The sequence below is a fragment of the Okeania sp. SIO2F4 genome (genome assembly GCF_010672385.1).
In the GTDB taxonomy this organism is placed as follows: Bacteria; Cyanobacteriota; Cyanobacteriia; order Cyanobacteriales; family Microcoleaceae; genus Trichodesmium.
This window is the reverse complement of the sequence record NZ_JAAHGT010000117.1, coordinates 3,068-16,047: the sequence shown is the minus strand read 5'-3', so window position 1 is coordinate 16,047 and position 12,980 is coordinate 3,068. Positions and strand designations below refer to the sequence as shown.

The window sequence follows — 12,980 nt, the reverse complement described above, 5'->3', positions numbered from 1 at the left end:
TCGAAACGCGGAGCGACTTGAATTGCGTTTCGCTTTCCTACGGAATAATTGCGCAAACGCGACATGAAACGCGGCTCTGAAAGAGCGGGAGACCTCGCCATCCCATCCTTCGGAATGCTCCGCTTTCCGACCGCTTCTTTCTCCATGAATGTAGAGGCTTTATACCTTAATTTCTCGGTAAATCTAGATTGAGATTTTTTATTAGAAAAAAATTGCTGTCTTGAGTAACTTATATCCTTATGTTTACTACTATTTAATGCTATTTAATGCTATTTTTCTTTCTTTACTATTTCCTATTTCCTATTCTCTATTCCCTATTCCCTTTTTAATAGGACTCGGTTTCCACATCCCATTCATAAACGCTATATTTGGATAAATATTTTTCCGATATTCTTTATTTCTTACTTATTACCTAAAAACAAAGTCGCTGTAATATTCGTCAAGATTCAGGTATCTCAAACCCCGTTATAGAAATAATACTGAAAACGACTGATTAGTGAAAAATTATGATGATTGACCATCCAAGTTATCTAGTCCATAAAAAATGGATGAGTCGGGTATTGGAACTAGCCAAAATTGCTGGTGATGCTGGAGAAGTCCCAGTAGGTGCTGTTATAGTTAACTCAGATGGTAAGTTAATTACAGAAGCCCAAAACCGACGGGAGCGAGATTTTGACCCCACTGCTCATGCAGAAATATTGGCTTTGCGACAAGCAGGACTAATTTTGCGGAATTGGCACTTAAATCAATGTACTCTTTACGTTAATCTGGAACCTTGTCCAATGTGTACTGGGGCAATATTGCAGGCAAGAATAGGTTTATTGGTCTATGGAGCGGACGATCCGAAAACTGGGACAATTCGCACTGTGGCTAATTTTCCAGATAGTGTTTTTTCTAATCATCGTTTGTCTGTATTGGGGGGAATAATGGAATCTGCTTGTCGTCAACAATTACAGTCTTGGTTTGCTCAACTTAGGTAATAGGAAAGGGAATTAATTTTGTTGTGAAATTCACCCCAATCTAGAGTAGATGAAAACAAGTGCTTGACAGTACAATAAGTGTCATTTAAAAATGCTACCAAAACAGCAATAAAATTTACCTTAGAGTTAAGAAATAAAGTTACATGATTTAAGGTAAAAAAGGATGATAATTCTTGACTGCATCCCACCATCTTTCAAGAAAGTAAAGTTTCAAGTAAATTCAAAATATTCCAGCATTTCTCCTTGGTTAGCATCTTTGTCTTATTTTCTGGGTCGCCACATAGTAATGCCGTTTTATTTTCGTAGAATAAATATTATAGGAAAAGAAAATATTCCGAAAGAAGGACCAGTGATTTTAGCTCCTACTCATTGTTCTCGTTGGGATGGGTTAATTATAGCTTATGCTACAGGTAGATTGGTGACTGGTCGAGATCCAAGATTTATGGTTAGCATGGATGAAGTTAAAGGTTTACAAGGTTGGTTGATTAGACGCTTGGGTGGCTTTCCTATTAACCCTAAAAATCCGGCAGTTTCTTGTTTTCGTCATGGAGTAGAACTAATGTTAAATAGAGAGATATTGGTAGTATTTCCTGAAGGTAATATTTCCCGCGATAATCAAGTTCATACTCTTAAAACAGGATTAGCAAGGATAGGTTTACAAGCTGAATCTCATCAACCAAATCTTGATGTTAAAGTAGTACCTATATCTTTGAATTACAATCCAGTTATTCCGCGTCGTGGTTGTAATGTTAAAGTTAGTATTGGTGTTCCTTTGTCGGTCAAAGATTATATTTGTGGTTCTGGAAAAAAACAGGCACAAAACTTAACTATGGATTTAGAGGCAGCACTGAAAAATCTTAATCAGGATTAATATCATGTCCGGATAATTAGTGATAAAAAAATTTTCTCCTTCTCCTCCTCTTTCTTCTTCTTTCTTACCTCCTGACTCCTCTATTATTTATTTATAACTGTTCAACCGGACATGATATAAATTATCAAGATAACCAAAAAGAAAAAATATCATATTCATCAGGTACAGTATTTTTTTCTGTTTTCTATTCCCTGTTTACTCTTCCTTAAAATCCAAAACTTTTGTATATCATCAATTTGAGAAATTCTATAGCAATTCCCAAAGTTATGAGGTACAGTTGTTTTTCTTATTTTCTGTTCCCTGTTCCCAGTTAAGTGTTCCCTCAAACCTAAAATTTTGTACCTTACCAGTATGGGAATTGCTATATATATAGCAATCCTATTCAAGTTGTAATATTTTGCTGGTAGTTAGGACTCAGGAATCAAAAGTCAGAATTTTCAAGGTTTTCAGCTCAAGTTAATTATTATAAAAATTGTCACAACTAATTTAGGATTGCTATAATATCAATTATTTTGTATATGAAGCGAGAATTAAAAGATTTTAACCCTAATTTCCAACCCAGTCAAATTGTTTGTTTAGAACATGGAAATACTTGTTTATATGCAGAAGTAATTCAGGTTCTAGAAGCACGTCAAATGTGTTGGGTTCGGCCTTTGATGTTGAAAGTATTTTCCTCAGAAAGTGAGTGTGAAAATAATCAATATGTGTCAGAAAGGTCTAGGTTATGGGATTTGCGAGATGGTGCGGATTTGGTATGGCCGATTTGTTTATTTAGGGAAACTATTGATACGGAGTTTCTGCCACTTTTATCTGAGTTATATTTGTTGGATAGCGAACCGAAAAATTTGCATATTTCACATCAAAAGTTAAGAGATTTTGTTAGGGAGGTTTGGCAGGCTTTCCCTGATGTTTTTCCCCTGGTTCAAGATTAATTTATTTGATAATTTTAGATTTGATAAATAATTAATTCTTACTCATACTATTATTGAAAAGTTGGTAGATAAATATCATAAATAAGTTGTGAAAAAGTTGTTGGATAGCGAACCGAAAAATTTGCATATTTCACATCAACAGTTTAAGAGATTTTGTTAGGGAGGTTTGGCAGGCTTTCCCTGATGTTTTTCCCCTAGTTCAAGATTAGTTTATTTGAGGATTTTAGATTTGATAGATAATTAATTCTTAGTCATACTATTATGAAAAATTTGGTATAGCAATCTCATTAATGAGTTGTGAAAAAAATTGTAGGAGTTTGGTCTCTAAACCCAAGGGAAAATCTGATTTGAAGACCAAACCCGTAGGATAAGATATTACCGAATAATTAAGGTTTAAAGCCTCTCCTTTAAAGGAGAAACAAGAAAAATTTTTCCTTTGAGTCAATCCTATCAGTTTTCAAGGAGAGGTAATTATTAATTATTAATTGTTGAAAACCCCGAAACGGATTGCTATAATTTTTTTCATATACACAAAAATTGTGCATTTTGGAAGTTAATAAAAATGGCAATAATAACGCTACAAAATTTGACTTTTGATGATTTATATTGAATCTGGTAGGGTCGGATTTATGAAACTTATAAATGATGCTAGTCAGCAAGATGCTCCCAATTTTTATAATACCGATATTACCGGAGATGATATTACCTAAAAATGGTGAGGGAGCTATGACAGCAAAAAAAAAGAATCGAGCATCGAGTTTAGAGCAACTTGATTTACCGAAAAACTGGGTTTAAAGCCTGGCAATTCTAGGGCGACTTTAAAATTGTTTTTCTCTGGATAAATTATGTTATAACATTGTTAGTTGAAAATTCAGATTATGAAAGCTAGATTTAAGTATCGGAATCTATCCAACACCGGGACAAAAACACCAATTAGCAAAACTATTTGGTTGTGTTTGCTGGCGCAACGCTTTCCTGCGGAATGCTGCGCAAACGCGAACCTGTCGTTTGGAATGATAGTCTAACTTGTTGTCAAGAAAAATATCAATTAGGAAAAAAGAAACTTGACTTATCTGAACTACAAAAACAGTTTATCACTCAAGCTAAAAAGACTGAAGATCGAGAATGGTTATCAGAGGTTTCTGCTATACCATTGCAGCAATCGTTGAATGATTTAAACCAAGCTTATCAAAACTTTTTTAAATCAACCAAAGGTAAAAGAAAGGGTAAACCTATAAAACTTGCTAAATTCATGCATTAGGAAGTCAAGACAGACTGCTAGGTTTACAAAGGAAAGGTTTAAGGTTGGTCAGCATAAAGTTCCTAGCAACGCCAAGATAGGAAAGGTGAAAATTGTTTCGCCTGTGAGAGTTGCCTGCTACTCCATCATCAGTAACAGTAATCAAAGATTGTAGGGGCGATTCGCTTGCTCGCCTCTACTAGATATTTCTTAAGTTTTGGAGTAGAAATACAACCAGAAAACTTACCTATAACTGATAATTCAGTTGGAATAGATTTGGGTATCAAAACTTTTGTAACGGTAGGGACGTTGCATGCAACGTCCGTACATGGTGAAAAATTTGATGCACCAAAACCACTCAAGAAACGAATTAAGAAATAGCCTCTTGCCTCCTGCGGAGGAGCTGCGCTAACAGAGGAGCTTCACTAACGTAAGTTAAGTAAATCATTATCTCATATCAGGGGTTTTCTGAATTTATATTTTTTACTTTTGATTTAGCGACATGGTGCTATGTTTTAGAGTGGAAAAAAATAGTCTATCAAATGTTACATTCTGCTAGTTTTTCTGCTAAATAAGGGGCGCCAAAATTCCAAACTTGAGAAGTAATTCTAAAAGGAAGATGTCCGTAAGGAGCTGAAATTTTATATGTAATATGTTTATATCTTTTATGATTTTCTCCCCATCCGACTTCCTGAATAAAGTTATCGGCAATAACTACATTATAAGTTCCTGGTTTACCTCCTAATTCTATCCAAATCTGTTTTTGAATGCTAAATCCAAATTTACCATCACTATATTTAATCCACAATTGATTAATTTTATCTAAGTCTTTACAGGGTATATTTTCAATATTTTCTAAATTTAACCAATACTGTTTTTCTCGCCCTACTAGTGAAAGTATAATTCTGAGTGTTTCTCTATCTGCTGCTTGAAATTGATCGGATGACAAGAATTTTTCTAAAGGTGCGTAGTTTACTTCTTTATCTATATAATTAATAGCTGTTTTGGAAATCTCTGGAATATTAGTTTCGGGTAAAGGTTGGGGTGGTTTTTGAGGTTGTATAGTGGGATTAGATTTTTGTTGTGCAATAGGAGTAGGTTGAGGAGTTGAAGGGTAATAATTTCTTCTAAAATTCAGCTTGGGAGAAAAGATATAAATCACAACAACAAAGACAAATATACTTGTGACATTTAGTAATCCATTTGTTTCTCCTTGATAAAAAGTTTTGACAGAATTTTGATAAAGAGGTTTCATACCTGGAATATGTAAGGTAGCCATTTGAGAAAATACTGTGCGAGAAACCTGAGACATTTGAGACATAATGGTCTGAGGTTTAATTTGAAGTAATGCCAACCATTCTTGCACAGTTTGGGGGCGGTCTTCTGGTTGAATTTCCATTCCTTTTAGAATTGCATTATTGAGGCGATCGCTAATTTTTTTATTAATTTGTTTTGGTTCGTATAATGGGTCGTATTTAGCTTGTTTTCCTGTCAGTTTTAAAACTAGCTTTAAGATAGAGCGAGCTGGTTTTGGTAAAGGGGTTTTAAGTATTGCTGGTTGAGTATGATATCTATCTATAGAGTTAGGTAATGGAGATTTAGTTAAAAGCACATAAAGTGTGGCTGCTAAAGCATAAATATCTGTATATTCTCCTGGTTTATGTTTGCGAATATATTGTTCTATAGGTGCATAACCTGGTGTATAAAATTGGGTGTAGCTTTTAGTTTGATTGGGAAGAAATTCACGGGCAATACCAAAATCTATTAGAACTACTTCTTCTTGATTTTTGTGATTTTTGCGTAATATTATATTGTCTGGTTTGATATCCCGGTGGAGAATGTTTTGACTGTGAATGACTGTCAGTGCATTAGCAATTTGTCGAATGTAATTGAGGGCTTTTTTTTCGGGTAATGTTCCTTGTTTACTAATAACAACAGCTAAGTTATCTCTCTCTATATATTCCATTACAATACAATACAGTTGACCTTCTTGAAAGGAATTATAAAATTTTACGATATTCTTATGTTGGCATATTTTTAGTTGTTCAGCTTCGTCTCGAAATCGCTTTTGAAATTTCCCAAAATCAGGTAGTTTTTGTATTTGATAATTTAAGGTTTTAATAACTACTTTTGTGTCAATAATCTGATTATCCCATGCTAAATAGGTTATGCCAAAACCTCCGATTCCTAAAATTTTTTCTATGGTATATCTGCCATTATTTAAAGTAGTACCTGGTTGCCAGTTGTTCATCATAGTTAAATTGCTAAGTTACTTAATTGAGTTTGTTTATAAGTTTGATTTTCCTAGCTATTCATATCTAAAGGAGCGGAAAAAAATTGCGACAAAGTTTTTGGTAAGAGTATGGGAAATTTATGGAAAGCTGAGTATTCCGTCGGAAATTTATCTGACAAGAGAGAGAAGGATGGCAAATCTCTAATATCAAATTCCCATCAAGATGGTTAAATTGCTAAGTTACTTAATTGAGTTTGTTTATAAGTTGAATTTTCCTAGCTATTCATATCTAAAGGAGCGGAAAAAAATTGCGACAAAGTTTTTGGTAAGAGTATGGGAAATTTATGGAAAGCTGAGTATTCCGTCGGAAATTTATCTGACAAGAGAGAGAAGGATGGCAAATCTCTAATATCAAATTCCCATCAAGTCTCTTACATCTAAATCAGTGATTTATTTTTACTGCAAAAAAATTATAGAATGGTGAATCTGATATTTGTAAATTGATAACTCAGGTAAGAAGATAATAAAAGTTTCAGCCTTGGATAGAGCGTGTTTTTTGTAAAACTGAGATATACCAAACGTCAAAAGCATATATTGTAAAAATTCAACCATTTATATTCTTTTTTTAAATACTTATCTGTTCCATCTTTCTTATTCCCTAGTCTGTGACTTGAGCAATATTTTATTGAATTGGTATTAATAGTTTTGTAGGTTTTGTAGGTGGTTTGACTGTAACTATTTTTTTTAATTTGGTATCAATAATTTTTAATCTCTCAATCTTGATAAAGCAATAGGACTCATTGTAACTAATACTGTCACAAATGAAAGTGCTATTTTCTGTTCAAAATTTGTCATTTCCAAGGCTTCTTCTAGACCTATAGTTAGAAAAGCTGTGCGACTATCGTGTAATAATATATTTTGTGCAGTTCCTAAAAAAGAGGTATAAGCATCAAAAATAATGGCAGTCACATGAACTACTTTTAATACTAGGTATATTTCATCCTTTGGAGATTCTGACCAGATATCTTTTGCACTTATACTCAATCCTAAAATTAAACCACTACCAACTATAGCAGTCATATAAATACCAATATTTCCTTGATTCAAATTACTCATTCCCAACAACCCTGCTATGCCGAGAAAACTTGTAATCAAGTCCCAAAGAGACCCTACAATCAAAACACCTAAAAGTATTCGCATTTTATTTCACTCCTTACCTAAATTTTTTAAATTTTTTACCTTAAAAGCAGCATAATTCCAGCAATAATAATTGCTACAACCCAAAGTATTACCATCAATAGATTAGTTGAAATTTTTCTTGATTTAGTAACATTTTTGTTTGGGTTGATTAACTTATATTCCCTAGTTAATACTTCATTTTGACTCATTACTGGATAAATGGTAGGTGATGCCTCTTTAACTTCCCACTTGTGAATAAAATCTTGAAATTTTTTTGTCGATATCCCATAAAAAAAACCTTTCCACGAGTGCCATGAAGTTTGAATTGACCAATTCCGGATAGGTAACTGATTGTTATTTTTTTGACTGATAAATTATGTATAAGTTTTAGCGTCAATCAAACTACCAGTTTGTTTTAATTTAGTTTCTAATTCTTCCCAAGAGTCCAAAAACTCTTTTTCCTGTTTAGCAGATACTTCAAAAGCAAAAAAAAAACTTATCTGCATGGTAAATTTGTTGGAACTCAATTGAATACCTCCTACTTAGTATTGGTTTATTAATCTAACTTTTCTAGTTTTTTGACTTATTTTATTTACTACTAGGTAATTAATCTGAAAAATCTATTTTGGTTAGGTCATAATGATAGTTTATAGGTAAGCATTAAGCCATCAGCTATTAGCTAGCCTCCTGCGGAGGAACTACGTTAACAGCTATTGATCGGAGGAGGAGTTCATTAATGGATAATGGATAATGGATAATTGATAATTACAAGAAGATTAAAACCGTTACGGAATTGAATATAAGGAAATTCAAGAGCACTTTTCTCTTGGTCGATTGGATATGGCGTTTGCTGGCGCAAAGCTTTCCTGACGGAATGCTACGCAAACGCTTTACATGTTGCGGAGCAAAACGCGTAGCGTCCCGGAGGGAACGGAGACCTCGCCATCCCATCCTGACGGACTGCTCCGCTTTCCGACCGCTTTTTCCCCTTTAAAGCCTCCCCTTTCAAGGGTGAATTATTTAATTAATAATTATTAATTATTAATGATTCGGTAAAAGCAACCCTTGAAATTGAGAGAGAATTAAAATTTACTGCCAAGCCAAAGTAAACTCCTTTAATCTTAGAAAGAATTATTCATTATTTGCTGAATTTCGCAGTTCCGACCCAGGAGTGTAGCTAACTGCTAAGAGCTAAATGCTTACGTTTATAGAAACTATTTTATTGGGAAATAAATTACACATTGAGTAGTAAAAATTTATGCTTCATGTACTAGGAAAATTAAAAATTTTTCCATAAATGAAACAGCATTAGTTTTTTAGAGAGTTAGAGAAAATAAATCAAACACCGTAAGCATTCAGCCGTCAGCTATCAGCTATCAGCTATGAATTATTAACTCATTATCTTGGAAGAAGGAATTAGTACTCAAGGAGTGACATAAGAATGAAATATTTCTGTCAACTAACCTTAGTCTTGACTTGATTCAAATAAAAGCTGAATTTCGCAGTTCCTCCGCAGGAGGCTAGCTGTTTGCGGAGCATTCCGTCAGGAAATGCTAATAGCTGAATGCCTACCAAATGCCAGTTATTTGTACATTTGTTTGTATGAAAAAAACACAAACGAATTCTTATACAAAAACTGCTACGGTTTTTCAGAAAAGTTGAAAATCAAATTCTATATAAAATTATTTGCGTGAATTGCTATAAAAAGTAGTAAATAGAAACATCTTAATAAGTCAATTTCGGCTTTGTCAGTGATAAATATTGATAAAAAGTGATAAAAAGTAGCAGATTATGAACAACTATGTTACATTAAGCTACAAAACTACCTCTTAAGTTGACAGTAATGAATGTGGAAGAAGCGCTGACTATTGTAGAAGCGGTCTTGGATGATAATGCTAGTCTGAATGATATTGAAGAGTTTATCTTCAGAGAATGTTGGCAGGGTAAACAGTCTTATGAAGAAATGGCTAAAAATTCTCCCTATGACAGTGAATATATTAAGTCGGTTGGAGCGAAATTATGGAGAAAACTATCCAAAGCTAAAGCGTTTGGTGAAAAGGTAAAAAAAAATAATCTTAAGTCAGTAATTCGGCGATATTTACAGAGACATAAAATTACATCACATCAAAATCAAATAATAGGAGTAAATCTTAGTGGAACTAATTTAAGTGTAAATGAAGCCAACTTATGTCAAGCAGATTTACACGAGTTAATCCTACTTGCAAATGGCAAAAAATCAGTCGCAGAAACTACAACCACTAAACCAGATAACCAACAAATTCAACCCTACTTTAAAAATGGGATTAAGTGGAATGATTTAGACTTCAATTCCCAGGCAGAAGTAAAAATTGCCGAAGCACTAGACCGCGCCAATATTATATTTTTATCCAACACAAAAATTCGACTGACAACTCCCATAGGTAGAGAAAATAAAATCGCTAACTTCATCATCTTACACGCCGGAAAATTAGGCATTCTTCAAACTAATAACCAACCTTTCCCACTAGATACAAACTTAGCTCCTAATATCAGAATTATTCAGCATTATGATATTTCAGTTTGTCTTCAACAACCAGATAAAGTTGTAGCAGAATTTTTAGAGATATTGAATAAAGGGTAAACCAAAAAATATGTTATTTATCCTAATTAATTAGGGTTTGTTGAATAAAGTCTTTTTATTGAGGTAGGGAGTAGGGAGTAGGGGCGATTCCCGAATCGCCCGTACAGGAGTCAGGAGTTACAATTTTAAAGGTTTTCAGCTAAAATTAACTATTATTAAAACTGTCACGACCAATTTAGGATTGCTATATAGAGAATGACCGTTCATAATAGTAAAAGTCATTTTTCTACCTCGCATTGCCCTAAAATCCTCACTTTTTCAGCTCGCTTCCACCAAAAAGCTTGGAATTTTTCATGGCTTAAAATTCCTCAAACCTTTATCTGTCAATGCTTTGATATTTAATCATCCAGCCTTAATTATCTTAAAAACTTATCAAATTATCAATAATAATTAGAATCAATAAAGTAGTAGATAATGATTCGTGAGTGAGATTTATTAACAAAAAAATATGTTTAGATATACACCAGATTGCAGGTTTATGAATTACACCCCATAAACCAGTTAATTAATTGATAATGAATAATGGATAATGTAAGCATTCAGCCGTCAGCCATCAGCTATCAGCTATGAGTTATTAACTGATTATTACATAATTGAAGGAATTAGTTTCTCGGGATAATTAAAACTTCTGAATAAATTGGTAACATCGCCGTTAACCGAAGTCAAGTCCTGTATGTTTAAAAGCTGAAAGCTGAATGCTAATAGCTGAATGCTTACTGGATAATTACCTCAAGGAAAACTGTAACGGAATTAAATATAAGGAAATCTCCTAGCACTTTTTTTGTCTTGAAATAGAAGGTTTTAAACCGAATTGATTTATTTAAACCCTGCCCTTAAGGGCAAGGTATTATAGGTTGTTAAGAGTATTTTTTTTCCTACACCCCACACTCTCGAACCCAAGAATATATAGCAAATTTTTTGATATTTTGTATAATCCACCCTAAACCTTTAGCTTTCTCAACCCACCCCTAAAGAAAATCTTGGATTAGAAGCTATAATTAAGGGATAATATTTACCAAAAAAAGAAGTCCAAAGCCTCCCCTTTTAAGGCGATGAAAAGATAACAGTTCATTATTTCAATCCCAATGGTGAGCGCCAGAGGTACTGATAACTGATAACTGGTAACTGAAATGACCCTCAAAATTTCTATACCCATAAATAAAATGCTTACTAAAGACAAACAACAAACAAAACACAATTGGAAAAAAATTGCCAAAAAATTTGAAGCAGTTGTTGGAAAAAAAGGTGTAGTTCAACGCAAAGAAGAATTATTAGTATATGAATGTGACGGTCTATCTAGTTATCGTCAAAGACCTGCATTAGTAGTATTACCCCGCACCACCGAACAAGTCTCAGAAGCAGTAAAAATATGTCATAACCTCAATATTCCTTGGCTTCCTAGAGGTGCAGGAACAGGTCTTTCCGGAGGTGCATTACCAATAGAAGACTGCGTTTTAATCGTCACGTCATTAATGCGAAAAATCCTGAAAATAGATTTAGAAAATCAACAAGTTGCTGTACAACCAGGCATTATTAATAATTGGGTAACACAAGCAGTTAGTGGAGCTGGTTTCTATTACGCTCCCGACCCTTCCAGTCAAATTATTTGTTCAATTGGTGGAAATATTGCTGAAAATTCTGGAGGCGTTCATTGTCTCAAATATGGTGTTACAACTAACCATGTTTTAGGATTAAAAATAGTTACTCCCGATGGTTCAATTGTTGATATTGGCGGTCAAATTCCAGAGATGCCTGGTTATGACTTAACAGGTTTATTTGTAGGTTCCGAAGGTACTCTGGGAATAGCCACAGAAATTACGTTGAGAGTTATTAAATCTTCTGAATCAGTGTGCGTACTTTTAGCAGGATTTCCTAGTATAGAAAGTACGGGAAAAACTGTGTCAGATATTATCAGCTCTGGCATAATTCCTGCTGGGATGGAAATCATGGATAATTTCACTATTAATGCTGTAGAAGATGTTGTTAATACTGGTTTATACCCCCGGAATGCTGCTGCTATTTTGTTAGTAGAAATAGATGGTTTACAAGTGGAAGTTGATACGAATAAAAAATTAATTGAAGAAATATGTAAAACTAACGGAGCCATAGAAATTACTACTGCTAGTGAACCAAAAAAGCGCATGAAGTTATGGAAAGGACGGAAAGCTGCTTTTGCTGCTGCTGGGAACTTAGGCAAAAATTATTTTGTTCAGGATGGGGTAATCCCTAGGACAAAAATGGCTTATGTTTTGCAAGAAATAGAAGAAATTAGTAGTAAATATGGCTACAAAATAGCCAATGTTTTTCATGCTGGAGATGGGAATCTTCATCCTCTAATTGTTTATGATGATTCTGTTGAAGGTGCTTTGGAAACTGTGGAAGAAATAGGTGGGGAAATTCTCAAAATTTGTGTGGAAGTTGGTGGTAGTTTGTCTGGAGAACATGGCATTGGTTCGGATAAGAAATGTTATATGCCTTTAATGTTTAATGAGACAGATTTGGAGACAATGCAATGGGTAAGAAGTGTGTTTAATTCCAAGGGTTTAGCTAATCCTGAAAAAATATTTCCTATGCCTCGAACTTGTGGAGAGTCTGCTAATGTTCAGAAAGTTAAGCAGTTTGAAGGAGCGGAAGTTTTTTAAACTTTAGTTTGCCTTAATTCTAAATATTATCTAGTTACTAAGTCAGAAAAACTATAGATAAATATTTAGAGACCGTAAAGCGTTATTTTCAGTCAGCAAAAATTAGCTTTACTTTCAGACGGGGAAGTGTTTCTGCAAATCAATTTTCGGCGTTCCATTATCAAGGGATGATTTTGATATGTGCCCAAAATTTAGCATTATCAAGGCAGAGTTTTAGCTTATGCTAATTTAATTATCATTTCCCAACTATGCAACGCCGAAAAATTAACTGATATAATGTTTA

12 protein-coding genes are annotated in these 12,980 nt (G+C 33.8%); 8 read left to right on the top strand and 4 right to left on the bottom strand.

Annotated elements, in window-relative coordinates; translation table 11 throughout:
• Nucleotides 1-509: 509 nt before the first annotated feature.
• The 6 genes from F6K22_RS10155 to F6K22_RS10130 all read left to right on the top strand — a co-directional run bounded on the left by F6K22_RS10155 (nucleotide 510) and on the right by F6K22_RS10130 (nucleotide 4,404).
• Complete coding sequence (locus tag F6K22_RS10155) at nucleotides 510-980, top strand: nucleoside deaminase (protein WP_375340148.1); 471 nt, start codon at nucleotides 510-512, stop codon at nucleotides 978-980.
• A gap of 163 nt (nucleotides 981-1,143) precedes the next feature.
• Entirely contained in the window at nucleotides 1,144-1,851 is a 708-nt protein-coding gene (locus tag F6K22_RS10150; protein ID WP_293096647.1) for a lysophospholipid acyltransferase family protein, read from the top strand.
• A gap of 518 nt (nucleotides 1,852-2,369) precedes the next feature.
• On the top strand, nucleotides 2,370-2,783 hold the full coding sequence (locus F6K22_RS10145; RefSeq protein ID WP_293096644.1) for a hypothetical protein: 414 nt from the start codon (nucleotides 2,370-2,372) through the stop codon (nucleotides 2,781-2,783).
• An 897-nt stretch (nucleotides 2,784-3,680) separates the two neighbouring features.
• Entirely contained in the window at nucleotides 3,681-3,800 is a 120-nt protein-coding gene (locus tag F6K22_RS10140; RefSeq protein WP_363273252.1) for a helix-turn-helix domain-containing protein, read from the top strand.
• Nucleotides 3,766-4,044 (top strand): hypothetical protein, encoded by a 279-nt coding sequence (locus tag F6K22_RS10135; RefSeq protein WP_293096641.1) that lies wholly within the window; start codon nucleotides 3,766-3,768, stop codon nucleotides 4,042-4,044. The genes F6K22_RS10140 and F6K22_RS10135 overlap by 35 nt, the downstream gene beginning before the upstream one ends.
• A 165-nt stretch (nucleotides 4,045-4,209) precedes the next feature.
• Complete coding sequence (locus F6K22_RS10130) at nucleotides 4,210-4,404, top strand: hypothetical protein (protein WP_293096638.1); 195 nt, start codon at nucleotides 4,210-4,212, stop codon at nucleotides 4,402-4,404.
• Between the two features lie 157 nt (nucleotides 4,405-4,561).
• Here the strand turns inward: F6K22_RS10130 and F6K22_RS10125 are convergent, their stop codons facing one another.
• The 4 genes from F6K22_RS10125 to F6K22_RS10110 form a co-directional block, all read right to left on the bottom strand.
• Complete coding sequence (locus tag F6K22_RS10125) at nucleotides 4,562-6,277, bottom strand: serine/threonine-protein kinase (RefSeq protein ID WP_293096635.1); 1,716 nt, start codon at nucleotides 6,275-6,277, stop codon at nucleotides 4,562-4,564.
• Between the two features lie 744 nt (nucleotides 6,278-7,021).
• On the bottom strand, nucleotides 7,022-7,456 hold the full coding sequence (locus tag F6K22_RS10120; protein WP_293096632.1) for a hypothetical protein: 435 nt from the start codon (nucleotides 7,454-7,456) through the stop codon (nucleotides 7,022-7,024).
• Between the two features lie 35 nt (nucleotides 7,457-7,491).
• On the bottom strand, nucleotides 7,492-7,644 hold the full coding sequence (locus F6K22_RS10115) for a hypothetical protein (protein ID WP_293096629.1): 153 nt from the start codon (nucleotides 7,642-7,644) through the stop codon (nucleotides 7,492-7,494).
• Between the two features lie 165 nt (nucleotides 7,645-7,809).
• Nucleotides 7,810-7,962: a hypothetical protein gene (locus tag F6K22_RS10110; protein ID WP_293096626.1), complete on the bottom strand. Its 153-nt coding sequence runs from the start codon at nucleotides 7,960-7,962 to the stop codon at nucleotides 7,810-7,812.
• 1,316 nt (nucleotides 7,963-9,278) lie between these two features.
• Here F6K22_RS10110 and F6K22_RS10105 point away from each other — a divergent pair.
• Both F6K22_RS10105 and glcD read left to right on the top strand, forming a co-directional pair.
• The gene (locus F6K22_RS10105; RefSeq protein WP_293096656.1) at nucleotides 9,279-10,055 is read left to right on the top strand and encodes a helix-turn-helix domain-containing protein; all 777 of its coding nucleotides are present in this window, start codon (nucleotides 9,279-9,281) and stop codon (nucleotides 10,053-10,055) included.
• A gap of 1,163 nt (nucleotides 10,056-11,218) precedes the next feature.
• On the top strand, nucleotides 11,219-12,697 hold the full coding sequence (glcD, locus tag F6K22_RS10100; protein ID WP_293096653.1) for a glycolate oxidase subunit GlcD: 1,479 nt from the start codon (nucleotides 11,219-11,221) through the stop codon (nucleotides 12,695-12,697).
• Nucleotides 12,698-12,980 lie beyond the last annotated feature (283 nt).